This is a genomic window from Nitrobacter vulgaris, assembly GCF_002028545.1.
GTDB lineage: Bacteria > Pseudomonadota > Alphaproteobacteria > Rhizobiales > Xanthobacteraceae > Nitrobacter > Nitrobacter vulgaris.
On record NZ_MWPQ01000040.1, the window covers coordinates 190,035 to 215,356 of the forward strand.

Annotated in this window: 17 protein-coding genes and 1 pseudogene; 10 read left to right on the forward strand and 8 right to left on the reverse strand. The window is 59.4% G+C overall.

Annotation, left to right across the window (positions count from 1 at the left end):
* Nucleotides 1-250 precede the first annotated feature (250 nt).
* Entirely contained in the window at nucleotides 251-487 is a 237-nt protein-coding gene (locus B2M20_RS10135; RefSeq protein WP_079446910.1) for a hypothetical protein, read from the reverse strand.
* Between the two features lie 296 nt (nucleotides 488-783).
* Here B2M20_RS10135 and B2M20_RS10140 point away from each other — a divergent pair, with 296 nt between their 5' ends.
* The 7 genes and pseudogenes from B2M20_RS10140 to B2M20_RS10175 all read left to right on the forward strand — a co-directional run bounded on the left by B2M20_RS10140 (nucleotide 784) and on the right by B2M20_RS10175 (nucleotide 10,976).
* Nucleotides 784-1,218: a hypothetical protein gene (locus B2M20_RS10140; protein WP_079446911.1), complete on the forward strand. Its 435-nt coding sequence runs from the start codon at nucleotides 784-786 to the stop codon at nucleotides 1,216-1,218.
* Nucleotides 1,219-1,269: 51 nt separating this feature from the next.
* Nucleotides 1,270-2,961, forward strand: coding sequence for an efflux RND transporter periplasmic adaptor subunit (locus tag B2M20_RS10145; RefSeq protein ID WP_079446912.1), 1,692 nt, complete (start codon nucleotides 1,270-1,272; stop codon nucleotides 2,959-2,961).
* A gap of 8 nt (nucleotides 2,962-2,969) precedes the next feature.
* A complete protein-coding gene (locus tag B2M20_RS10150; RefSeq protein ID WP_079446913.1) occupies nucleotides 2,970-6,089 on the forward strand; it encodes an efflux RND transporter permease subunit in 3,120 nt (1,039 codons plus the stop codon).
* Between the two features lie 35 nt (nucleotides 6,090-6,124).
* Complete coding sequence (locus tag B2M20_RS10155; RefSeq protein ID WP_079446914.1) at nucleotides 6,125-6,499, forward strand: hypothetical protein; 375 nt, start codon at nucleotides 6,125-6,127, stop codon at nucleotides 6,497-6,499.
* Between the two features lie 124 nt (nucleotides 6,500-6,623).
* The gene (locus tag B2M20_RS10160) at nucleotides 6,624-7,874 is read left to right on the forward strand and encodes an MFS transporter (protein WP_079446915.1); all 1,251 of its coding nucleotides are present in this window, start codon (nucleotides 6,624-6,626) and stop codon (nucleotides 7,872-7,874) included.
* A gap of 733 nt (nucleotides 7,875-8,607) precedes the next feature.
* Nucleotides 8,608-10,014: pseudogene (gene chrA, locus B2M20_RS10170) on the forward strand (chromate efflux transporter).
* A 71-nt stretch (nucleotides 10,015-10,085) separates the two neighbouring features.
* Nucleotides 10,086-10,976: a DUF1259 domain-containing protein gene (locus B2M20_RS10175; protein WP_079447038.1), complete on the forward strand. Its 891-nt coding sequence runs from the start codon at nucleotides 10,086-10,088 to the stop codon at nucleotides 10,974-10,976.
* A 75-nt stretch (nucleotides 10,977-11,051) separates the two neighbouring features.
* On the opposite strand, the gene B2M20_RS19520 is transcribed toward B2M20_RS10175, so the two are convergent.
* Complete coding sequence (locus B2M20_RS19520; RefSeq protein ID WP_158081525.1) at nucleotides 11,052-11,438, reverse strand: hypothetical protein; 387 nt, start codon at nucleotides 11,436-11,438, stop codon at nucleotides 11,052-11,054.
* 75 nt (nucleotides 11,439-11,513) lie between these two features.
* Here B2M20_RS19520 and B2M20_RS10180 point away from each other — a divergent pair, with 75 nt between their 5' ends.
* The gene (locus B2M20_RS10180; RefSeq protein ID WP_158081526.1) at nucleotides 11,514-13,817 is read left to right on the forward strand and encodes a 3-keto-alpha-glucoside-1,2-lyase-like domain-containing protein; all 2,304 of its coding nucleotides are present in this window, start codon (nucleotides 11,514-11,516) and stop codon (nucleotides 13,815-13,817) included.
* 81 nt (nucleotides 13,818-13,898) lie between these two features.
* Nucleotides 13,899-14,972 carry a DUF3616 domain-containing protein gene (locus B2M20_RS10185; protein ID WP_079446918.1) on the forward strand — a complete coding sequence of 358 codons (1,074 nt, stop codon included), beginning with the start codon at nucleotides 13,899-13,901 and terminating at the stop codon, nucleotides 14,970-14,972.
* Nucleotides 14,973-16,272: 1,300 nt separating this feature from the next.
* Here the strand turns inward: B2M20_RS10185 and B2M20_RS19085 are convergent.
* From B2M20_RS19085 to B2M20_RS10215, 6 genes are all read right to left on the reverse strand, one after another.
* Nucleotides 16,273-16,536, reverse strand: a complete 264-nt coding sequence (locus B2M20_RS19085) for a hypothetical protein (protein WP_139372878.1) — start codon at nucleotides 16,534-16,536, stop codon at nucleotides 16,273-16,275.
* Nucleotides 16,537-16,732: 196 nt separating this feature from the next.
* Entirely contained in the window at nucleotides 16,733-19,906 is a 3,174-nt protein-coding gene (locus B2M20_RS10195; protein WP_079446920.1) for an efflux RND transporter permease subunit, read from the reverse strand.
* Complete coding sequence (locus B2M20_RS10200) at nucleotides 19,903-21,324, reverse strand: efflux RND transporter periplasmic adaptor subunit (protein WP_079446921.1); 1,422 nt, start codon at nucleotides 21,322-21,324, stop codon at nucleotides 19,903-19,905. The genes B2M20_RS10195 and B2M20_RS10200 overlap by 4 nt, the downstream gene beginning before the upstream one ends.
* A gap of 79 nt (nucleotides 21,325-21,403) precedes the next feature.
* Nucleotides 21,404-21,796, reverse strand: coding sequence for a FixH family protein (locus tag B2M20_RS10205; protein WP_079447039.1), 393 nt, complete (start codon nucleotides 21,794-21,796; stop codon nucleotides 21,404-21,406).
* 97 nt (nucleotides 21,797-21,893) lie between these two features.
* Nucleotides 21,894-22,262 carry a hypothetical protein gene (locus tag B2M20_RS10210; protein WP_079446922.1) on the reverse strand — a complete coding sequence of 123 codons (369 nt, stop codon included), beginning with the start codon at nucleotides 22,260-22,262 and terminating at the stop codon, nucleotides 21,894-21,896.
* Between the two features lie 99 nt (nucleotides 22,263-22,361).
* Nucleotides 22,362-22,637, reverse strand: a complete 276-nt coding sequence (locus B2M20_RS10215) for a metal-sensitive transcriptional regulator (protein ID WP_079446923.1) — start codon at nucleotides 22,635-22,637, stop codon at nucleotides 22,362-22,364.
* A gap of 55 nt (nucleotides 22,638-22,692) precedes the next feature.
* Between B2M20_RS10215 and B2M20_RS10220 the strand changes: the two genes are divergently transcribed.
* Nucleotides 22,693-25,098 carry a heavy metal translocating P-type ATPase gene (locus tag B2M20_RS10220; protein WP_079447040.1) on the forward strand — a complete coding sequence of 802 codons (2,406 nt, stop codon included), beginning with the start codon at nucleotides 22,693-22,695 and terminating at the stop codon, nucleotides 25,096-25,098.
* Nucleotides 25,099-25,322: the final 224 nt, after the last annotated feature.

A 25,322-nucleotide genomic window follows, 5' to 3' on the forward strand; every position in this document is an offset into this window, starting at 1 on the left:
CCGCAGAAGACCCATGAAGACGACCGATGACGCAAGATGACTGTCATTCGATACTATCGGCACCACCCGCGCGCGTGAGTAGCACTTATGGGGAAATGACGTCATCCTGCGTCACCCGTCATCGGCCTTTAAGCAGTTCAGCTTACCTCAGGAGCTCAACTCAGGGCGGAACTCCTCGAAGCTATTGGCTTGGCACACGATCGGGCGAGAGCTCAACGAAGACGCTTCGGGACCTCCTTGCGGTTCACCTTCACCATCTTGGCAGACTCGAGTAATCGATATTGTAGAATGCTTCGCTCCAGGCCAGTCCGCGGTCAGACCAAGACGGATGTGTAAGGACGAAATCACTGACGCCCTGAATTCCGGCCGCCATCTGGGCGCATTCATGGCCAGAGGATTTCACGATCGTGCGCATCGTAATGATCAGACGCGCCTCGCCGTGATCGAGAAGTAGCCGGCGGAGCGTCTGACCGGCTTTGGTCCTCAATGGGCCCGCATGGGCGATCGTTACTCGGAGATCGGCTCCGCCAAGTTATCGTCGTAAGTAATTGAAATTTAATGGTATATTTCACGGATTCTTTTTTAGGCCCCAATTTTGGCCCTACTATCGTCGCAACGCTCTAAAGTAAGGTGGTCAATTGCCGGTCGATGGAGGAGCGGTCGCTTGAAAAGGTATCGAGGAGCTCGCATTCCTTCCGACTATACGACAAGGCGAGACGACACGCGCGTGTGCATTAAGGCGGCACCTTGTTTGCGGCTCCATTCTCTCCTAATTTGACAGCAATGAACCACAAGCGGTACCTCAAATTTCTCCCTCTCGCCAGGATGATGATGTTCCTGGCGGTGGGTACGCTTTTGATTCAGACTATGATGATGTCGATTTCTCAGGTGTCGGCCGCCACGGGCGTACTACCTGAACCGGCGGTTGTCCTGAGCGGTTCTATGCACTACCACGGCCACCTCGCAGGCCACGTGCACGTCCACCATGGTGACATCGCCGAGGGCCACGTTCACAGTCAGGCCGATCGTCACCATGATGGCGACTTCGCACCGTTGTTGTGCATATTATTTTGCATGTCCGTTACCATTCCGACTGCACCCATTTTGTCTGATCCAACTGGGTTCGTCGGCCTTGTCCAACTGCCTCCATCGGAGCGCGCCGACGGCATCGATCCGGCCGCTCTGATCCGTCCGCCAAGTACCCCCAGCATCGCGTAGTCCGGGCGGCCTTTCGGCTGCTGCAAAATCGCATGTCTGAAGGGGTTTTGAATGTTCCTGAATCAATGCTGCCCGCGCGGGCAGTTCGCAAGGCTTGGGGCCATTGGATTTGGCTGTCTGTTTGCCTTGGTGCTCAGCATTTCCGTTTCGATAGCCCATGAGGGGCACGATCATGGCGAGGATCAAAAATCGGCAGCCGCCTCGGCTGTATTTCCCCGGGTGACGGCGCAATCCGAACGCTACGAGGTCGTCGGTATCCTGAAGAACGGCAGTTTTTTGATTTTCATCGATGACGCTGTGTCCAACCAACCTGTCACGGATGTCAACTTGCAGGTCACGATCGGCGATTTCGAAGCGGTCGAAGCCAAGCGCGGCCCGAACGGCTATACAATTCCCTTTCCTGATCTGGGCCATTCCGGATCGACGGAGGTGATCTTCGCGATCAGTGGTGGAAAGGGTGACGACCTGCTCGTCGATTCCTTCATGCCCTCTCAGCCGATCCAACCGAACACGCGGCACAATTCGACACGGATTTCCCCGATGGGGACACTGGCAGTCCTTCTTCTAGCGGGAAGCATAATTGGTATTCTGTTCGGTTATCTGAGACGTCGGGGACGGCGCAACGCGGCCTCCATCGCCGGGCTGACATCTGGAGCTTGCTTGTTTCTGGCGGCCGTCGCATCCGCCGGATGGCAGAACGCGGGAATGTCGCCCAGCACGCCACAGCTACAAGCTCAAAGCGATGCTCCACGACGGCTGCCGGACGGCACCGCGTTTGCTGCCAAGCCGACACAGCGCCTACTGGATATCCGCACAGCTACCGCCGAACCCGGAAGTGCGCGGCCAGCATTTAATTTGATCGGCCGTATTATCGGCGATCCAAACCGCAGCAGCATTGTCCAAAGCCTCTACGGCGGCCGCATCGTCCCCAACGAAGCCACGTTGCCTCGGATCGGGCAAAAGGTCTCCAAAGGAGAAATACTTCTCCGGATCGAACCTTATCTTCCCGTAGCAGACCGCACGACGATTTCTGAGAAGATGGGGGAAATCGGCCAACTCATCGCGGTTGCTGAAACCAAGATTAATCGCCTCCGTCCGCTGGCTGAACGCGGCGCCGCGCCGATGGGTCAACTCCACGATCTTGAGAGTGAACTGGCAGGATTGCGGGCCCGACGCGAGACCATGCGTAACTCTCGTGGTGGCTTTGAGCTTTTGCGGGCATTGACCGATGGCATCATCACAGCGGCCAAGGCCGTGCCTGGTCAGGTCGTTCAGCCGCAAGACGTTCTCTTCGAAATCGCCGATCCTCAAGGACTCTGGGTCGAAGCATTGGCCTACGACGAGCTTGATCCCGCGGGTCCTGTCCAAGCGACGGCGTCAGATTCGGACGGTACCTCGTTTCTTTTGTCTTATCTCGGAACCAGCCGCGCGCTGAGGCAGCACGCATCGGTGGTTCACTTCTCCGTTCCGCAGCCCCCGTTGAGCCTTCGTATCGGTCAACCTGTCACCGTGCTCGTCCAGGGCGGCAGGGCGAAGCAAGGTCTGATCCATCCGCGCGACGCCGTGGTCCAGACCAACAACGGCGAGAGCGTTGTCTGGGTGCATGTCGCCCCTGAACGTTTCGAGCCAAAACCCGTCCGGATCGAGCCGCTCGATGCCAAAAACATAATCGTCGCAGCTGGCCTTAATGCCTCCGATCGTGTCGTCGTGCGCGGCGCGGACCTCATCAACCAGATCCGCTAGGAGCCATCATGTTCAAGCTCATCGTGCAGACGAGTTTGCGCAATCGCCTGTTCGTACTGGCAGCAGCGGCAGTCCTGATCGCTTACGGCCTGTTCGTGCTTCCGCGCATCTCGATCGACGTCTTTCCGGATATCAACCGACCGACAGTTAATATCTTGACCGAGGCGGAGGGGCTTGCCCCGCAAGAAGTCGAGCAACTCGTGACGTTTCCAATCGAAACCTCGATGAACGGAATGCCAGGCGTCATCCGCGTCCGTTCAGTCTCCGGCGTCGGACTTTCGGTGGTTTACGTTGAATTCGATTGGGGCGTCGATGTCTACCGGGCGCGCCAGTTCGTTTCGGAACGCCTCGCGCTGATCCGCGATCAATTGCCCACATCCGTGAATCCACGAATGGGCCCGGTCACCTCCATCATGGGCGAGATCATGTTGATCGCGCTGACCACGGAGGGCAAGGCGTCGGCGATGGACGTGCGCGAGATCGCCGATTTCGTGGTCAGGCCGCGGTTGCTCGCCATTCCGGGCGTCGCTCAGGTCATTCCCATCGGCGGCGAGGTCCGGCAATACCGGGTGACACCGAACGTTATGACGATGCAGGGGCTCGGCGTCACACACGAACAGATCGAGCGAGCTGTCACCCGCTTCGGGACAAACACCGGCGGCGGATTCATCGATCAGCACGGCCGGGAATTTTTGATCCGGAACGTGGGGCTAACAAGGAAGATCGACGACCTTGGCAATACCGTTGTTGCGGGGCTCGATCATCAGCCCATTTTGCTGAAGCAAGTGGCGCGGGTCGATTTTGCTCCGCGCCTCAAGCGAGGCGATGCCGGCTACAATGGCAAGCCAGCCGTCATCGTGAGCGTTCAGAAGCAACCCGCAGCGGATACCGTGGCGTTGACTCGTGAGATCGAAGCCACACTGCGAGACTTGCAGCTCACGATGCCTGCTGGAATCTCCGTCACCAACGTCCAATTCCGGCAGGCCACGTTCATTGAGACCTCTATCCGCAATGTCGAGCGAGTCCTGGTCGAGGCTTCGATCGTTGTCGCCTTGATCCTCTTCGTTTTCCTCGTCAACGCACGCGCGACCTTCGTGTCGCTAACGGCCATCCCGATATCGATCCTGGTGACCGCTCTGGTTTTCTTCGCTTTCGGGCTCACTATCAACACCATGACGTTGGGCGGCCTTGCGATTGCGATTGGCGAACTGGTCGATGACGCAGTCGTTGACGTCGAAAATATCCTACGACGGCTACGGGAGAACCGCGCGCAGCCCAACCCCCGACCCGTTCTCGAAGTCATTGCACTAGCGAGCCAGGAGGTCCGCTCCGGCATCGTCTATGCGACGATGATTACAGTCCTGGTTTTTGTGCCATTGTTCGCCCTTCCCGGAATCGAGGGGCGGCTGTTCACCCCACTCGGCATCGCCTACATCGTTTCCATATTGGCGTCTTTGCTGACGTCGGTGACCGTTACACCTGTCCTCTCCTACTATCTGCTCGCTGGAAAGGCTCATTCCCGCGCGCGCGACAGCACTATCGTGCGAACGCTGAAGCAAGGCAATCGGCGGCTTCTCGCCTGGGCGTTCGATCGCTGGAGACTCGTTCTCGGCGCAGTCAGCATCGCGGTTCTGGTCGCTGGATATGCCGCGGTGATGTTGCCACGCAGGTTCCTCCCGCCATTCAACGAAGGCACGCTGGTGCTGTCCCTTCAGTACAATCCGGGAATTTCGCTGGCAGAGTCGCACCGACTTGGTTTCTCGGCCGAACAGCTTCTGTCACGGGTGCCGGAGGTAAAATCAGTCGGACGCCGAACCGGCCGCGCCGAACTCGATGAACATGCGGAAGGAGTTCATTACAGCGAGATCGACGTCGATCTCGCGCCGTCGAAGCGACCCAAGACCGAAATTTACGCTGACATCCGGGACAAACTGTCAGCCTTACCCGCCTCCGTCGCAATCGGACAGCCAATCAGCCATCGGCTTGATCATTTGCAGTCCGGCGTTCGCGCCCAGATCGTCCTCAAGATCTATGGGCAAGACCTCGATACGCTGCGCCAATTGGCGGAAACCACCCGCCAGCGGTTGTCACCAATCTCCGGGCTGGTCGATCTCCAGGTGGAGAAACAGGTTCTCATTCCGCAGGTTCGGATCCAAGTCGATTATGAGCGTGCGGCACTTCACGGTCTCACCCCCGCCTCCATTACCCAGGCATTAGATACCCTGTCAAACGGCCGCAAGGTGTCGCAAATCGTCGATGGTAACAGGCGTTTCGACGTTGTCATGCGCCTGTCCGATCAGGACAGGTCAACCAGTGGTCTCCGGGATCTCCTGATTCCGACGTCGTCGGGGTTCATCCCCTTGAAGGAGCTCGCAAAGGTCATCGAAACCGATGGGCCAAACCAGATCCAAAAGGAAGGTACGCAACGCAGAATCGTCGTTTACGGAAACGGCGACGGCCGTCGTGACATGAGCGAGATCGCGTCAGACATCCGGCGTGCCCTGGCCGAGATCAGCTTCCCGCAGGGATATACGACCAACCTTGAGGGGGCGTTCAAGGCGCAGGAGGAAGCGACGTGGCGGATCGGGGTTTTGTCGTTGGTGTCGCTGTCGATAATTTTCATCGTTCTTTACGGTCGATACCGATCGGCTGCGCTGGCTTTCATCATCATGGGTGGCATCCCCCTGGCGTTGATAGGTAGCGTGATCGCGTTGACCATCACGGGTGAGCCATTGTCGGTCGCCTCCATGATCGGCTTCATCACGCTCGCAGGCATCTCGGCCCGCAACGGGATTTTGAAAATATCTCATTACGTCAATCTTGCTGTGCACGGGGGTGAACGCTTCGGCCGCCGCCTGATCGTGCGGGGCAGTTTGGAACGCCTGACGCCCGTTCTTATGACGGCGCTTTGCGCGGGGCTCGCCCTGACGCCATTGCTGCTCAGCGCCGACGAGCCGGGTCGGGAAATCCTCCATCCCGTCGCTGTCACGATCTTCGGCGGCCTGCTGAGCGCAACGGCGCTCGACACCGTGGTGACGCCGATCCTGTTCCTATTGTTCGGCCGGAAACCCTTGAGTCGCCTTCTGGCCGAACACGCCGCAACTTCCAGGTTGGCGGAAGCTTTCTGAAATCGGCTCACAAACCCTAATAAGGGAGAAATGCGATGCTCAAGTACGGTTTTCTGGCCATAATCTCCGTGATGACAGCCTCGTTCGATCCGGCAATGGCCCAGACGAAGAAGGGGGATCACGGCGGCCCCCTCGTCACCTCGCAGGGCCATCCAATCGAGTTCGTTCACAAGGGCCAGGAGGTCATTTTCTATGTCGGTGATGACGATGGATCGCCTTTACCGACCAAGGAGATGAAGGGCCGCGCAACGATCCAGCAAGATGGCAAGACTATCACCGTGCAGCTCAAGCCACTTAATCCTAACATGATGGTCGGCAAGACCGAGACCGAACTTGCAGCGCAGGCTCGCATCGTATTCTCGGGCAACGTGCATGGTCATTCCCTAACCGCCCGATATACGGTCGAATGATCGCCAATGATCTGAGGGACCGTCGTTAGCCAACGTGGCTGTCGCTCGGACGGTCCCGAATAAAGTAAGACCAACGACGAGAGAGAACGACATCCCAGATTAACCTCATTGGGAGCTGACAAAAATGCTGTCGATACTTGCCAACCGCATCTATCGGCACCTTTTCGCGGCACAAGTCATCGCCTTGATCGGCACGGGTCTGATGACCGTAGCACTCGGGCTACTGGCTTTCGAAATTGCTGGCGACAGGGCGGGAGCCGTGCTTGGCACCGCCCTTGCCATCAAAATGATAGCCTATGTCGGCATCGCCCCAATCGCCGGCAGCCTTGCAGGTCATGTGCCGCGCCGCTCATTTCTCGTGACCATGGATTTGATCCGGGCATCGGTTGCGATCGCACTACCGTTCGCAACGCAGGTCTGGCAGATCTATCTTTTGATCTTCCTGCTACAAGCCGCCTCAGCGGCGTTTACGCCCACATTTCAGGCTACCGTCCCGGATGTGCTTCCGGATGAAGGCGACTACACCCGTGCTCTGTCGCTGTCTCGTCTTGCCTACGATCTCGAGAACCTTCTCAGTCCGGCGCTGGCCGCTGCGCTGTTGACGGTAATTTCGTTCAACGCCTTGTTCGCAGGCACCGTCATCGGTTTCTTGTTTTCAGCCCTGCTCGTCCTGTCGGTGCAACTCCCCTCTCTTGAGAGTACAGCAGCGAGTGTCGGTCAATCCTTTCGCAACAAAATCGCACGCGGCATCCGCATCTATCTGGCGACGCCTCGCTTGCGCGGACTGCTCGCTTTGAATCTCTCGGTGGCTGCGGCTGGTGCCATGGTCATCGTCAATACCGTCGTTCTAGTGCGCGGAGTTCTGGGGCGGCCGGATGGGGATGTCGCGATCGCTTTGGCTTGCTTTGGCGGCGGATCGATGTTCGCAGCCCTGCTGTTACCGTCCATGCTGGACCGGCTGCCGGATCGCGCTGTCATGATTTCCGCAGCTGGCCTGCTGATCGCTCAGCTCGTGATCCTCTCCGCCATATTGCGCGGCAACGCTCCACAAAGCCTGTGGCTGCTATTGCTTGGACTGTGGGCGCTGATGGGAGCGGGCTACAGCGCAGTGCAGACACCGACCGGGCGGCTGCTCCGCCGCTCGGCGGACACCTCCGACCGACCTGCTGTATTCGCCGCCCAGTTCGCGTTATCACATGCGTGCTGGCTTCTGACCTATCCGCTGGCGGGCTGGCTCGGCGAGACGGCTGGCCTATCTTTCACGGCGCTCGTGCTAGCGGTCGTAACCCTTGTCGGCGTCACAGGAGCCTCGCTGATGTGGCCTGCGAACGAGCCGGAGGTCATCGAAAATAATCATCCCGACGTCACCTTATGATCCTCATCATGCCGATGCGTCCTAGAGAGTTGGTCCAACGATGCCCTCACAAATCGCTCCTCTCGGGCTATTCAAGCTTTGCATACGGAGCTGTTTTTTGTCCTGCCTACGCGGGCATCTTCAAATAAGGCCACCGCTAGCTAGGCTCCAAAAAGACTCCGACAGAGAGCACTGAAATATTTGTACGATCGGGCGAGCTGGTCTTGAATCCAAGCGTGACTATGATCTAGTCTCGCTCCAGGGGATAGGCAGACTCCCCGATCAGACGGTTTCCGTCCAAGCTCTGCGCGGCGCTCGATTTATCGAGGGGGTTGCGCGTGGACGGAAGAAAGCTCTCCCTATCCCATCACTTATTGCCCTGTTCGGATGCCGAGCCAATTGTTGTTGGCTTCGGGCGGTTCCGATTTTGCAGGTTCACCCGGGGCACGAAGTTTCGCTCTTCGCCGATCTTCGGAAAGCGTCGAGCAATGGCGAGACGAATTTCCGGACGGCCGCCAAATTTTCACCCGTTGCTCCATAGCGATGGGCAAAGAGTTTCAACCCTGCGTGTCATGGGCGTCACCGTACCCAAATGTAATGTGCTTCTCGAGTTCCCGGGGCTTGGAGCCAACTCTCCCAGCGACCACGACGTGTCGAGACGCGGCCTCGTCATCTACCAAGCGCTGTACAATTGGTGTCGTCTCGAGGGCCAGAAACAACGCCTTAGGTTTGGACATCATTGTGGAGAAAGTCCATGACGGCGTTAACGACCATTGGAAAACCTCGCACTCTGCCGAAGCATGGCGTGTCCCTCACTCAGGCGATTCCTGTTTGGATCCGCATAGCTCTACTCAGTTTCGGTGGACCCGCCGGGCAAATCGCCGTCATGCATCGCGTGCTCGTCGAAGAGAAGCGATGGATTTCCGAGGATCGATTTCTCCATGCGTTGAGCTACTGCATGTTGCTGCCGGGCCCGGAAGCACAACAACTTGCGACCTATGTCGGCTGGCTGATGCACCGGACTGTGGGAGGCTTGCTGGCAGGCGGCCTTTTCGTCGTCCCCGGCATCATTTCGATCATGGCACTGAGTTACGTCTACGCTGCATTCGGCAACATTCCAATCATCGTAGCACTGTTCTTAGGATTGAAAGCCGCCGTTCTGGCGATCGTCCTCGAAGCCATGATGCGGATCGGCAAGCGGTCCCTAAAGAACCGCGTCATGAAGGCGCTCGCGGCAGTGGCGTTCGTCAGCATCTTCTTCTTCAACGTGCCATTTCCTATTATCGTTTTTGGCGCAGCGTTGATTGGGTTTCTCGGCGCTGCCTTGGAAATCAAAGCATTCGAGGTTACGGCTGACCACGGATCAAACAACGACACAGGCAACACCGCCCTCGTTGACAGCCTGCTCGGCGAAAGTCAGCCGGAACATACCCGACCCACCCTCCCCCGCTTTCTGCGCGTAGCCGCAATCTGTTTGGTGCTTTGGCTCATTCCCGTGATTGTGCTGCTCGCATGGCTTGGATCCGAGAATGTCTTCAGCCAGATCGCCGTGTTCTTCAGCAAGATGGCAATGGTTACGTTCGGCGGCGCCTATGCCGTGCTTGCTTATGTCGCCCAGCAGGCCGTCGATCACTATGGCTGGTTGAAGCCAGGCGAAATGCTGGACGGCCTCGGCATGGCGGAAACCACTCCTGGTCCCCTCATCATGGTCCTGCAATTCGTAGGATTCATGGCGGCCTATCGTGATCCCGGCACGCTATCGCCCATGCTAGCGGGGACACTAGGCGGATTGCTTGCCACGTGCGTCACGTTCACCCCATTCTTCCTTTGGATCTTCCTCGGCGCCCCATTCATCGAAGTCATTCGAGGAAATAAGACGCTGGCGTCCGCACTCTCCGCCATCATAGCTGCAGTTGTGGGGGTGGTTCTCAATCTTGCCGTCTGGTTCGCGATCCACACCATCTTTCGGGAGACCATTCCGGTTCACGGATTTCTGGTGAATTTCGACGCGCCGAACTGGCGAGCGTCGATCCATGGGCGCTCGGACTATCAGCCGCGGCCGCGGATTGCGATCTTCCGATTCAAGATCGGCATGATACCGACGCTTGGCGCCTGTTGTGCCGTCGGCATCGGTCTCCATCTCGCTGGGGTGTTGAGGTGATGACCAAAACAAAGAGGCGCAATACGGATCAGGGTCTGAAAACAGGATTTCCCTTTCAAATGGAGATGAACATGCGCGCACTATTTTCGGCTTTTCTTGGTGGCCTTATCCTTGTCTCAACCACATTAGCTAATGCCCAAGACATTGACTGGCAAACGGTGGATTCGACGCTCGGCCGCAAGCCAGCCGTATCCGGCGACGTTCATCGTTACGGTTTTCCGAGAAACGATCTTAAGGTAACCCTCGATGGGGTTTCGATCGCACCTGCCCTTGCACTCGGTGGCTGGCTTGCGTTCAAACCCGATCACGGTGGCACTATGGTCATGGGCGATCTCGTCCTCCTCGACACCGAGATCAATCCAGTGATGTCGAAGCTCATCGAGGGTGGCCTCGAAGTCACAGCGATTCACAATCACCTGCTCCGAGCAACCCCCGCGACTTTCTATCTGCATGTCGGGGGACATGGAGACGCGGTGAAGTTGGCCTCCACCCTCCACGACGCTCTCGCCCAGAGTAAAACCCCACTCGCCACACCGACTACCGCCGCCGCAACCTCTCCCCTCGATCTCGACACTGCTCAGATCGACCAGATCATCGGTGCGAAGGGACATGCCAATGCTGGCGTCTATCAGATCGGCGTCGCCCGCCGTGAGGAAATTACGATGGAGGGGATGGCGATCGCCCCCGCGGGGCCAATGGGCTTGGCCACCGGGATCAACTTCCAGCCAACCGGCGGCGGTAAGGCAGCAATCACCGGCGATTTCGTCCTGACGGGCGACGAGGTGAATCCGGTGGTCAAGGCATTGCGCTCGGGTGGCATCGAGGTAACTGCGATCCATAGCCACATGCTGGAAGAACAACCGCGACTCTACTTCGTGCATTTCTGGGCGAACGACGACGCGATCAAGCTCGCGCAAGGTCTTCGATCCGCTATCGATAAAACTGCGAGGAGGGCAAACTAGTATCGCGATCAGCGTTTAGAGCGTGGCCTTGGCTCTCATGGACGCGGGCTTCGCTTTAGAGCCGTCGCGGAGCTGCTATTTGCTCATGCCGCGCAACAAGGCTGACATACACGGAAGGAATCCATCATGATCAAAGAGCTGTTCGAAGGAGCGAAAGACACGCTCGCCCAGACAACGAGCTTCAGCCTGGATCATCAGGGCCGTTTCCTCTGCAATACCTTGCAAGAGGCTTTTGCCAGCACAGGCCAGGTCATCGCAGGACGAAAGCGCGACTTCGACGTCATCATCATCGGCGGCGGCACGTTTGGCTCCGTCATGGCAGAGCATCTTTTCGTCAACGATACAACGCGCAGCCGCCGAATCCTCGTGCTCGAGGCCGGACCTTTCGTGCTGCCCGAGCACGTCCAGAACATGCCATTTCAGGGGGGCGCGCCGAACTTCCGTGTGCCGTGGGTGAATCACTCATCGCTCACATACGGCGGATTGATATATGCAATTGGCGGGCGATCATTGACGTGGGGCGGTTGGTCGCCGGAATTGCTCGACGAGGAATGGACCACCTGGCCACAGTCGGTCCGCGAAGCGCTACGCCCTGTACCTCCGGCTAATCCGGCTGGGGGCTATTTCGCCAAAGCCAGCCGGCAGATTGGGGTAAAGGAAACCAACGACTTCATCTATGGGCCGCTTCATGTCGCACTCCGTAGCCAACTTCATGCTGGGCTCAAGCAGCCCGGCAACGAAACAGGATTTACGTTTGCAGATCTTCTCGATCATCCGGCCGTGCGCTATCCTGATCCCGGTGAACCATCCCTCACAGCGGCGATGCTTCGAGAGTGGCTCGGTTTGCCCGCCACGGACGCAACGCCGTTGGCCGAGTTGCAGGAGCTTTTTAAACTGGAAGCTCCGCTAGCTGTGTCCTCGACGACCCTGCCGGGTCAGTTTCCGACCAACAAATACAGCGCCGTCCCCGGCCTAATTCGCTCTGTTCGGCTCGCTGGCACCGAGGCTGATGGCATCGACGCCGTCGGCGATGGGCGCAAGCGGATTATGATTGTTCCGAACTGTCACGTGCAAGACCTCGTGACCGAGACTCAGGCCGACAATTGGGTCCGGATAACGGGTGTGCGGGTATGGCAAAATGGAGCCTCGGTCGTTATTCCCCTGGCGCAGCCGCGCGACGGCGGACAAAGCGCGGTCGTGATCGCCCTCGGCACCGTCGAGACTACTCGCCTAGCCCTTACTAGTTTCCAGCAGTCGTTAGCAGGTCGTGCAGCACAGCGCATGGGTACGAACCTGGTTGCCCATTTGCGCTCGAATTTAACAATCCGCATCCCTAGAAAATCCATTGAGTCCAACCTGCCCCAGACCTTGATTCCGAGTCTGCAATGTTCAGCGCTCCTGGTTAAAGGCAAAGCGTCCAATGGACGTACGTTTCATTTTCAAATCACCGCTTCGGGCCTCAATGAGCTGGGCATCGAATCCGAGGCGGAGCTCTTCAAGAAAATTCCCACGCTCGAACACCTCCAGGCCATGCTCCGCGCCACCGATAACTCCGTCGTCATTACGATTCGCGGTATCGGCGACATGACCCCCCGCAATCCTGACAGCTTCATTGACATCAACACGCCTGAACTCGACTTCGATCGGCCAAAGGCCGTGGTTCACCTTGGCAATGCCAAAGCCGATCCCGGCGTCTTTCTCGGCAGCACACAGACCCAAAACGACCGGACGACATGGGCAGAAATGGATGCGGTCGCCGACAAAATTGCCCTTATCTTTGCCAACGGTGAGCCTTACGAGGTGCTTACCGACAAAGGGAGTGGAAAGGTCATCAAGCGCGCCGCAAATCAGGCACCTTTTGACGATACACGCCGCGATGACCTCGGCACAACGCACCACGATGCCGGAACGATGCGCATGGGCGATGACATCGCCGATGCGGTCACCAACGATTTCGGACGTATTCACGACACCACAAACTGCTACGTAGCCGGTCCTGCGCTTTTCCCAAGCGTTGGCTCGCCGAACCCGATGCTGACCGGCGTTGCGCTTGCAAAGCGCACGGGCGATCTACTCAACGGCGACGTCTTGCCAAAGCCGGCGCCGTTTACTTTCGCTCCTGACGAGCTTGCTGACAATCAGGCGGCAGCAGCGGCCGGCAAGCCATTGCCCTGGCGAGCTCTCTTCGACGGCACGGCAGCGACCTTCGGGCGTTGGCGCCTAGCGGGGCCGGTGGGCGGGGGAATGCTTCACCTTAATGGTGAGATGGTCAGCTACGGAACTGGGGGCTTACGGCTCTTCTATTATGCTACAGAGCAGTTTGGCGATTTCACGCTGCGGCTCCAGTTCAAGATCTTTGACTCTACGAACCACAACAGCGGCGTCTTCGTGCGGTTTCCGCGTCCAACCTTCGACTTGACCATTGACGATGCGGAGGGTCGGATCGCACGTGAACCATTCTTTGATCGCGGTAACTTTGCGTGGAAACCCGTAATCACCGGGTTCGAAGTGCAGATTGATGATAACGCGCGACCTTCCGGTCTGCGGAAACATCGGACCGGGGCGATCTATAATATTCCGGCGGACGACCCCGGTGAACCGCAATGGCAAACCTTCACCCCCGGCCCGACCCTCACCCCTGCTGTCTGGTTCGAGTACGAAGTGATTGTAAAAAACAATGACTACACGGTGTTTCTCACCAATACCCAGACTGGCGAGCGCAAGCAAACGACATCCTTCCACAACACCGACGGCCCCCGCGGCGCATCGCCTGGGTTTATCGGCTTGCAGGTCTATGCTGGAAGCACCGTGGCCTGGCGGCACATTCGGATCAAAAGCTGATGACGCATGGCTGGTCGTGTAGACCTGGCTGCGCATCAGTAATCAGTACGGGCGTACGCGCTACAACGGATAGGTGCGGCTATGATAACGATTTCGAGAATTTGCCTCGCGCTCACGCTGTCATTGGAGTTTGCCTCGACTTCGATGGCCGAGGTTCAAACCAGAAAGATACCCGTGCTATCCCAGATCCTCGACGACGATGGCAACCCGGCGGAGGATATCAGCGGCATCGCGTGCCTGAACGGTCTCGGGCCGTCGCCGATTTGCCTATTGATTAACGACGAAGACAGGGAGGGGCAACTCGCGCGCTTTGGGAGTGACGGCATCTCGCCGACTGCCAGGTTCAAGCTGTTAACGAAAAGCACTCAAGCTTCTGCTCTCGGATCGCCGCCCGGCGAAAACAAATGCCCGGCAGGCGGGGATTCCTTCGACGATCTCGACGGTGAAGCCGTGGCAGCGGACAGCGCCAAAAAGGTGTTCTACGTCGCCGCATCGCACGGTTGTTCGCGCAAAAAAGGGAAATTCCGCATCTCCAGCTTCCTTCTCGCGAGAGTCGCCATGACGAACTCGGGAGACGTGGCAACGGTCGATACCACCTACCGACTTTCCGATGTGTTGAATCGCGGCGATCTCGTGCCCTTCTTCACTCACGCTCTGAAGGAGCAGAACGGTGACAGCGACGCTTCGGGCCTGAACATCGAAGGCATCGCAGTGCACGGTTCGCGCATGTATGTCGGTTTGCGGGCTCCGCTCATCGGTGGCAAAGCTGTGATCGTCGTCGCGAACGTGGAGAACCTTTTCAAGGACGGAAAGGAGCGGCTCGCAGGACCCTTTAAGGAACCGATGCTGGTGTCACTCGGATCACATGCAGGGATAAGGGATCTGGCGGCTCTTCCGGATGGACGGCTTCTTATTCTGAGCGGACCGACACTTGACCAGGCAATCGGGTCGCAAGTTTTTCTATTTGATCCGGAAAAGCCCGAAGAAATTCCGAATCCGGTTGCCGCGATCGACGGCTCTTTGGGAAAGCCCGAAGCGATACTTTATATCAGTCAGGATAAGTCGAACCTGAAATTTCTGGTCCTGTCGGACAGCAGCCCCAACGGATCGCCGGTTGAATACTCGGTGTTTATAGGTCCGAAAGCTCCGAGATAGACGCCGCGATATTTACGGTCCGAAGACACGTGACGACAAGGCGTAGGGAAAATTCAGGCGTTTTCGTCATAGACGAGAAACTTTTGTGCGCCCAAAATTGACAACGCGCGTATTTTTTTCAGGGCGCCTTGTTTCTCTTGCTCGACGATTTTTGCGATCACAGTGAGTTATGATTATTGGACCTTTTAAATTTGCTTCCGAAATGTAGAAGCGATCAGAAGCACATCTGACAGGCATGGCTTCCAGCTAGAACGGCGCGGCTGCCCAAGCAACGCAACTGGTTCTTGTGGTTGGCCTAGTCACGTTGAGCTTCACTCTTCAACATCATAGTCTTCGAAAGACTCACGTGAAATCGTGTGGATGCGCGGTGCGCGTGGGCGATCGTCGTCGTCCTGGACGGGGTACGTAACCACCGCGGCGCGCGTAACCGGCTCGGCATTGGTTTACGCTCTGCGGCTTCTGCGGACGGATCGCTAGGCTCGACGTCGGTGTGATCGATAACCTTCGGCTCTGGAAGGCGCGGGCGAATGGCGTGTCGAAGCGGTGCGGAGCGAGGCACATTTTTTTAAGACCGCGTAGGCGTAGTGACATTAAGATGTGAAGGTGGCCTCCGCGAGGGCGACCGAGGTCACGTGAGGAGCGCCGGCTGACGGCCCGAACGTCGTGTTTCCGGGCGAGTTTCTCAGGCAACTTGGGTGTCGGATCGTGGAACGCATCTAGCGCCGTTCAGCACTCGGAACTTCCAGCTAGGTGGCTAACAAGCGCCAATCCGGGCGACACCGCACAGAGCTGCTCGAAAAGGAGACCGAAGCCCGCACGTGTTCCCTCGGCATCGGCCAGTGCGCGCCGCAGGCACATCGTAGTAGATCGATCACGCAATGCCCGCGGCGGTAGGGGCTTCATACTCCTGAACCACATCTGCAGCGCCCCCGAGTGGCCGGGCTTTCGGAGAAGCCCATGCTGAGACGCCGATTTCTAAGCCTTGTGTTAAGCGCCGAGTCGCTCGGGCGTTTCTGGGAGGCGAGGCGCTTCACGGCTGGCCAAGCGCCACGGCCTTTGCTCAATCCGGTCCGTATTATTTGGGTCGAGGACAAAGCCGGAGCGCTGCGACGGGGGGCAATCAACTTTGCTTACCTGTCCGGCACCAAGGGCCCGCTCCAACGCTTTGAGACACGCCGGTCAAAATAAATAATGGCAGCTCCAGCCAACGGAATAGCTGGGCGCATCAGTGACCTGAATAGGTGACAACTGTCGCGCTGCGATTCACCATGACTAGTTGATCAACGTCGAATAAGTTCTCTTAGTGCTCGTTTTTCTTCCTTCGATTCTTTGATGTGGGATCCTGTTTCATGCGGCTGCCTTCCGCGTCGGTCGGTAAGCCGCTTTGTGGATGAGAATGAGGACCACTGTGTACTCCCCTGGCGGTGTTGGCGCCCTGCTCGCCGACCGTGGGCACGCCGCTTCGTGGACTAGCACCAGCATCGACGTTGCCAGCGAACGAAGCGGAAGCCGAGCCAAAAGCCAAACCGGCGACAAGGGTAGCTACCGAAACTGCGTTTTTCATCACTTACTCCATGTCGGTTTTGCCGGCAAATATAGCACGGACGCTTTGCGTTCACACCATTTATATTCAGGCTATCGTAGAACTGCGGCGGCCTATCGCGTCAGATTCACTCCGCAAAAAAGACCGCCATGTTCATGGCAAGTCCTTTGGTCGCATGTCTGTTCATGTGGTCATCTGTTTTCATTCGGTTCCCCACTCATGCCGCCTTTGGTAGGTTTTGGGGAGTACCATTCGACAGCGTGTCGGCGGCCTTGCCGTGGCGGGGCAGTCCGCGCCCCTTCGCGAGACCGAAGATCGCCGGAATCACGATGAGGGTGAGGAGCGTCGATGAGGTCATCCCGCCGATCATCGGCGCCGCGATGTGCTGCATTATCTCCGATCCGGTGCCGCTGCTCCACATGATAGGCAGAAGGCCCGCCATGATGGCAACCACCGTCATCATCTTGGGGCGAACACGCTCGACAGCGCCCGACATGATGGCATCGTGGAGATCTTGCCGAGTCAACATTCGGCCCTCGGCGTCGCGCCTAGCCTTCATCTCGGCAAGGGCTTGATCGAGGTAAATAAGCATCACGACGCCCGTCTCGGCCGCGACGCCAGCGAGCGCGATAAAGCCCACGGCGACGGCGACGGACAAATTGAAGCCGAGCAACCACATCATCCAAAGTCCGCCGACCAGAGCAAAGGGCAGCGAGAGCATGACGATAAGGGTCTCAGTCATTGCCCCAAAGTTTAGGTACAGCAGCAGGAAGATGACCGCGAGCGTGACGGGGATCACGATCTTTAAGCGAGCGGCAGCCCTCTGCAGATATTCGTATTGACCGCTCCAGACCACATAGTAACCGGCGGGAAACTGGATGTTCTCGGTAACGGCGCGCTGAGCGTCGGCGACATAGCTGCCCAGGTCCCGATCACGGACGTCGAGGTATATGTAGGTCGCGAGCTGTCCGTTCTCGGTTCGGATTGACGTCGGTCCCCGCGCCGGCTCAACCTTGGCGACTTCGCCGAGCGGCACGGCGCCGCCTGCGGGCATCGGCACCAGGATGTCGGTAGCGATAGCTTTTGGATTGTCCCTGAGATCGCGCGGGTAGCGCATGTTCACCGTGAAGCGCTGCCGGCCCTCCACAGTCGTGGTCACCGTCTGCCCACCAAGGGCGGCCGCGATGGTGTCCTGGACGTCCTGGACCAGGATCCCGTAACGGGCAAGTGCCTCGCGGTCCGGGATGATTTCGAGATAGTACCCGCCGATGCCCCGTTCGGCGTAGGCCGACGATGTGCCGGCCACAGTTTTGATGACGCTCTCGATCTGCTTGGCTAGGCGGTCTATCTCGACCAGATCTGTGCCCATAACCTTGATGCCGACCGGCGTGCGGATGCCGGTGGATAGCATGTCGATGCGGGCCTTGATCGGCATTGTCCAAGCATTCGAGACGCCGGGGAATTGCAGCGCCTTGTCCATCTCGGAGACCAGGCCGTCGAGGGTCACGCCGGGTCGCCACTGCTGTTTCGGCTTCAGGTTGACCACCGTCTCGAACATCTCGGTCGGCGCCGGATCCGTCGCGGTCGCGGCGCGTCCTGCCTTTCCATAGACCGAGGCGACCTCCGGGAATGACTTGATGATCCGATCCTGCGTCTGCATTAGTTCGGCCGCTTTGGTGATAGAGATGCCGGGCAAAGTGGTCGGCATGTACAGCAGCGTGCCCTCGTTGAGCGTCGGCATGAATTCGGTGCCGAGCTGCCGTGCTGGCCAGATCGTGATGGCCAGTACCGCTACAGCCGCCAGGATCACCATGGTCTTCGCCCGCAGCACGGCCTTGATCACGGGCCGGTAGATCCAGATCAGGAAGCGGTTGATGAAATTCCTATGCTCCGGAACGATCCTGCCGCGGACGAAGATCACCATCAGCGCCGGCACCAGGGTCACTGACAGCAGGGCCGCGGCGGCCATTGCGAACGTCTTGGTGAACGCGAGCGGGCTGAACAGCCGACCTTCCTGCGATTCTAGAGTGAAAATTGGCATGAACGACACAGTGATGATCAAGAGGCTGAAGAACAGTGCCGGCCCTACCTCGGACGCCGCGTCGATCAGGACCTGGACCCGCGATTGCTCGGGCTCGGCCCGTTCGAGGTGCTTATGGGCGTTCTCGATCATGACGATGGCGGCGTCCACCATTGCACCAATAGCGATCGCGATGCCGCCGAGGCTCATGATATTGGATCCTAGCCCCAACAGCTTCATGGCGCCGAATGCCATCAGCACGCCGACCGGCAGCATGAGGATCGCGACCAGTGCGCTGCGGACATGCAGCAGAAACACGATGCAGACCAGCGCGACGACGATGCTTTCTTCGAACAGCGTATGCTTGAGCGTGTCGATGGCGGAGTAGATCAGGTTCGATCGATCGTAGACCGGCACGATCTCGACGGACTTCGGTAGACTGCTCGCGATCTCCTTAAAGCGCTTCTTGACGTTCTCGATCACGTCGAGAGCGTTGACGCCAAAGCGCTGCAGCACGATGCCGCTCGCGACCTCGCCCTCGCCATTGAGTTCGGCGATGCCCCGCCGCTCGTCCGGGCCGAGCTCGACATGGGCTACGTCCCGCAGCAGCACGGGTGTGCCGTTGCTTGTCTTCAGCACGATGTTGCCGAGATCGTTGATGTTCTTAATGTACCCCCGGCCGCGGATCACGTACTCGAACTCCGAGAGCTCGACGGTGCGGCCGCCGACGTCGGCGTTGCTAGAACGGATTGCGTCGCGGATCTTCTGCAAGCTGATGCCGCGATCGCGCATCCGCTGCGGGTCAAGGACGACGTTGTACTGCTTGACGAAGCCGCCGATGCTGGCGACCTCGGCCACGCCTTCCGCCTTAGCCAGCGCGAACTTCAGGTTCCAGTCCTGAATGGTGCGCGTGTCCGCCAGGTTCAATTCCTTGGACATGACGGCGTACTGGTACACCCAGCCGACGCCGGTCGCATCGGGGCCGATCGTCGGCGTGATGCCTGCCGGAAGTCTCGAGGCGGCGCCGTTCAGAAACTCCATGACGCGCGACCGCGCCCAGTAGATATCAGTGCCGTCCTCGAAGATCACGTAAACGAACGACACGCCGAAGAAAGAGAAGCCGCGCACCACCTTGGACTTCGGCACCGTCAGCATGGCCGTCGTCAGAGGGTACGTGACCTGGTCCTCAATGACTTGAGGCGCCTGGCCGGGGTACTCAGTGTAGACGATGACCTGCGTGTCGGAGAGATCGGGGATTGCGTCCAGCGGAAGATGAACAAGTGCATACAGGCCGGCGGCTGCCGCGAAACCAGTGCCGAACAGCACCAGCACCAGGTTGCGGGCCGACCAGGCGATGATGCGGGCAATCATTTATGATCTCCCATCGCGTAACCTGACGCGCCGTTCGATGGCTGCTGCGTCGCCTCAGCGAAACCTTTGAGCGCGGCCTTCAGATTGCTTTCCGCGTCGATCAGGAAGTTGGCCGAGGTGACTACCGCCTCGCCCGCGGCAAGGCCGTCTCTGATCTCGATGAAGCCGCCGCCGCGACGGCCGACCTTCACTGCCCGCGGTTCGAAACGCCCCTCGCCCTTATCGACCAGAACGGCCTGGCGGCTGCCGGTATCAAGCACGGAGTTCTCCGGCACCGCCAGCACCGGCGCACCATCCGCGGTGTCGATGTCGGCATCGATGTACATGTCGGGCAGCAGCGCGAAGTCCGGGTTGTCCAGCTCGATCCGGACGCGGGCCGTGCGGGTGTCGCGGTTCACCTGAGGATAGATGACAGAGATCTTTCCCGAGAAGGTTCGGCCCGAGAAGCTGCGGGCGCGTATCGAAACCGGCTGGCCGACCTCGATGCTGCCGAGATCCCGTTCGGCAACATCGACCAAAGCCCAGACCGCCGAGATGTCAGCGATCCGGAACAGCACGTCGCCCGGATTGGCCCGCATCCCCTCGATGGCGTTGCGCTCCAGCACGATGCCGTCCCGTGGCGACGACCAGCGCACGGTCACTGGCGCAACATGGGACTTGTCAATTTCGGAGATGACCTGCTCTGGCACGGCAAGGTTTGTCAGCCGTTGCCGCGACCCGTTCCTATACCTCTCTACGCGGCCCACCGTATCTGAGGTGATCGTCGCCAGATAATCTGCCGCCGCGGAGGCAACCGCCGAACTGTAGATCTCCATCAGCGGCTGCCCCGCCTTCACGAGGGTGCCGGTGGTCACGTCGGCGACCTTTTGTACGAAGCTTTCGGCGCGCATCGCGATCACGGAGACACGGCGTTCGTCGAGCTGGATTGTGCCGGGAGCCTTGATTGAGACACGGATCGGGAGCCGTTCGGCAGGCTCCGACTTCACTCCCGTGCGCTGGATCTTGCCGGGCGATAGTTTGATGCTGCCGTCGTCGGTGTTATCGCCTTCGTAGACGGCAACGTAGTCCATCCCCATCGAATCCTTCTTCGGTACTGGGGACGTATCCGGCAGGCCCATGGGATTGCGGTAGTACATAACCTTTCGCGACGTATCCACCTGCTGCTTCGGCTTGATGGGGTCTAGGATAGCCTTGTCGTCGTCGTAGACCGGCAGGTAGTCCCGCCCGCCGTCATTCTTCTTAGGACCTGCCGACCAGAGCGGCACCCCGTCAGGATCGCGATAATAGAGCGGAGTTCGGTCCGTGGCCGCCGCGGTGGTCGCGTATACGGACCAGTGTTCGCCGGCCCAGTACCAGAAGCTGCCGAAGGCGAGACCGCCGGTCAGTGCGAGTGCCGTCAGAAGACGCTGCGTGTTCATGGCGTTATCCAGCGCGCCTGGCGCGCATTATGTGAATCGGAAAGAGGACTGCGGGCGCCGTCGAGCGGCGCCCAGAGGCTCACTTGGTCGCCTTGACAATCACCTTGCCGGTGACGGTCTCCGACTCGCCCTGCACCTTCGCGGAGAGCGTCACCTGATATCGGCCGGCCATCGGCAGGTCCGTCTTGAAGGCGTAGACCCCCGGCTCCTTCCAGGGCAGCGGTGCGACCGGCGACTCCATCTCCGCCATACCGTCGGGAGCCATATCGACGCGGGTCTTGAAGATGACTGCGTCCGACACCGGCTTGCTAGTCTGCTTATTGGTCAGGCGGACGGCGAGCGTGACGTCGTCGCCCTTCTTCATCTCCGGTTTGACCGGCTCGAAAGAGTAGTCGCCGGCGCCTGCTATGGCGGCAGAAGCGGCAAGTGAAAGGGTGGCGGCAACAGCCGCGGTCGTGAATTTGGAAAGCATGGTCTTGTCCTCATAATTGATCTCCCGCCGTGGCGCTTCTAGAGCCCGCACGTCAGTCGTCTGCGCGAGCAAGCGTGCGCGCGCGGATTTTGCGAGATCAGCTTCGAGGAGGTCGGAAGGGAGGACTGCCGCCGCAGGAGGACAGGACCTGATCGACGGGAATGGCGATCTCTGCCGCGGCGACAGCGAAAAGTGCGAGTGCACCAGCACGAACGTCGCCGATCGCGAAGGCTCCGCCAATGCAGCAGAAACCCAGCCCGCACTTGCCGTCCTTGTGCGACATCGTTCCCTGCATGTTGTCCGAACAGCAATCGTCCATCGACATGTCGGCGTGATCTGCCATGTGCATGGCATTCTGCAGGTTGTTCGACGACATCGGGTGACCGACGGCTGCCGATGCGCCGAGCGGCAGTATTGCCAGCGAGATGGCGATCGCGAGTGCAACGATGGTGCGGACGAGCCGCATCGACTACTTACCTTTCAGGGGCCGACCGAGCTTGAGTAGCATATTTAGGCGAGGACCGCAGTCTTTGATCCGCTCAAGCATTTGTGACCACCGCCATCGTTACCTATCCACCCGACCTACCACGTCCATCAGTTCGGCGATCTTGCGGCGCTGATCGGCTTTGTCGCCGCTGTTGATGGCGTGTTCCACGCAATGGGCCACGTGATCCTTAAGGATCTCTTCTTCAACCCGCCTGAGGGCGGCACGGACCGCCGAGATCTGCGTGACGATATCGATGCAGTACCGGTCCTCATTAACCATTTTCGCAAGGCCACGAACTTGGCCTTCGATGCGGTTCAAGCGTTTCTGGCACGAAGCCTTGATGTCGTTCCTCATGGCTCATATATACCCCCACAGGGTACATTCCGCAAGAGATGATATGGAGTCGCAGATGGACGAGCAGCACAACAAATCCGAAGAGGCTCGTGGAAGCCGCTGCGGGCATTCGCATTCGGCCGGGCACGACGATGCCGAGCATACTCATCACCACGATCATGCCGCAGCGAGCGTGGTTGATCCGGTCTGCGGCATGAAGGTCGAACCTGCGACCGCTCGCTACAAGCTCGAGCACGGCGGACAAACTTACTTTTTCTGTTCGGAACGCTGCCGTACGAAATTCGAAGCTGATCCGGCCAGGTACCTCAACGGAAACCCGCAGCAACAACCGGCCGCACACGTGCCGGAGGGCACCATCTATACCTGTCCGATGCACCCTCAGATCCGACAAGTCGGACCTGGCAATTGCCCGATCTGCGGCATGGGGCTCGAACCCGAGCTTGCGACGGCGGAGACCGGCCCCAATCCGGAGCTGATCGACATGACCCGCCGCTTTTGGGTCGGCCTCGCCTTCTCCGTACCCGTCGTGATCTTGGAGATGGGCGGTCACCTGGTGGGCGGCCACGGTTGGATCGACCAAACGGTTTCGAACTGGGTTCAGTTGGTTCTGGCGACGCCTGTGGTGATTTGGGCAGGCTGGCCGTTCTTCGTTCGCGGCTGGCAATCGTTGATGACCCGCAACCTGAACATGTTCACGCTGATCGCAATGGGCACCGGAGTCGCCTGGGTCTACAGCATCGTCGCCACCGTCGCGCCCGGTGTCTTCCCGGCCACTTTCAGGGCCCATGACGGCGCCGTTGCCGTTTACTTTGAGGCGGCCGCGGTGATCACCGTACTGGTCCTCCTTGGCCAAGTGCTCGAACTCAGGGCGCGAGAGGCGACGTCGGGCGCGATCAAAGCGCTGCTAGACCTCGCGCCCAAGACGGCCCGCCGGATCCGGGCCGACGGGACTGACGAAGAGGTGGAGATTGCAGCCCTGCAGGTCGGTGATCGGCTTCGCGTTCGGCCAGGCGAAAAGGTGCCAGTTGACGGCGAAATCGCCGAGGGGCGCTCGTCGCTCGATGAGTCCATGGTGACGGGCGAATCTATGCCGGTCAGCAAGGAGGTCGGCGGCAAGGTGATCGCTGGCACTCTCAATCGGTCCGGTGGCTTCCTCATGCGCGCCGAGAAGGTCGGCGGCGACACCATGCTGTCCCAGATCGTACAGATGGTCGCGCAGGCGCAACGGTCCAGAGCGCCAATTCAGCGTCTGGCGGATCAGGTCGCTAGCTGGTTCGTGCCGGCGGTCATCGTGGTCGCGGTCGCGGCCTTCGCGATTTGGGCGGCGTACGGTCCTGAGCCGCGCTTCGCCTTCGGTCTCGTCGCTGCCGTCAGCGTCCTCATCATCGCCTGCCCCTGCGCCCTTGGTTTGGCCACCCCCATGTCAATCATGGTCGGCGTGGGACGCGGGGCCCACGCCGGCGTGCTTATCAAGAACGCCGAAGCGCTGGAGCGTCTGGAGCGCATCGATACCCTTGTCATCGACAAGACCGGCACGCTGACCGAAGGCAGGCCGAAGGTTGTCGCCGTAAAAGCCGTCCCGGATTACACCGAGTCCGAGGTGCTGCGGCTCGCTGCCAGCGTTGAACGCGCCAGCGAACATCCGCTCGGCGACGCAATCGTGAACGAGTCCAAGGATCGGGGCATCCAGGCCGCCGACGTCCAGGACTTCGACTCGCCCGTGGGTAAAGGTGCGCTCGGGACGGTCGAGGGCAAGAAAGTGCTGCTCGGCAACGCCAGCTTCTTACGCTCTCAGGGAGTTGACACCTCCGTTATGGAAGCCGAGGCGGAACGTCAACGCGGGGAAGGTGCCACCGTCATCAACATGGCGGTGAACCGCCAGCTCGCGGGCATCATGGCAATTGCCGATCCGGTCAAGAGCTCAACTCCGGAGGCCCTGCGCGACCTGGCTTCCGACGGCGTGAAGGTGATCATGCTCACAGGTGACAACCGCACCACCGCCCTGGCGGTGGCGCGGCAACTAGGCATTGCCGACGTGGAAGCCGAAGTTTTGCCCGAGCAAAAGAGCGCGGTTGTCGCGCGGCTGCAGAAGCAAGGTCGGATCGTGGCGATGGCCGGGGACGGCGTGAACGATGCTCCGGCGCTGGCTGCTGCCGAGGTCGGGATCGCGATGGGTACAGGGACCGACGTCGCGATGGAGAGTGCCGGCGTCACGCTGCTAAAGGGTGATCTCACTGGCATCGTTCGGGCGCGGCGGCTATCGCGCGCGACCATGAGGAACATCAGGCAGAATCTGTTCTTCGCCTTTGCCTACAACGCCGCGGGCATTCCGATCGCGGCTGGCGTGCTCTATCCGACCTTCGGTCTCCTGCTCTCGCCGATTGTGGCGGCGGCGGCGATGGCGCTGTCCTCAGTCAGCGTGGTTGGCAACGCTCTACGGCTGCGGACGGCGCGGATCTGACATAAACGGATGGCAAAGGCCGATCCAAGACGAGGGGGCGGTTCATCCGTGCTCAGTATATTCGTGCGTCCCACCCGACACGGCCGCCGCTCGCTTTAATCACTGCCCTGACGAAGGAGAAGCAACCCCTCGGACACAGTGAGGCTAATGACAGCCCTATCAAGCATCGATGACTCCAGTCTATCGGTGACGCGCCCGCCGGCGCCGGTTGCTTGCGGCTTCGC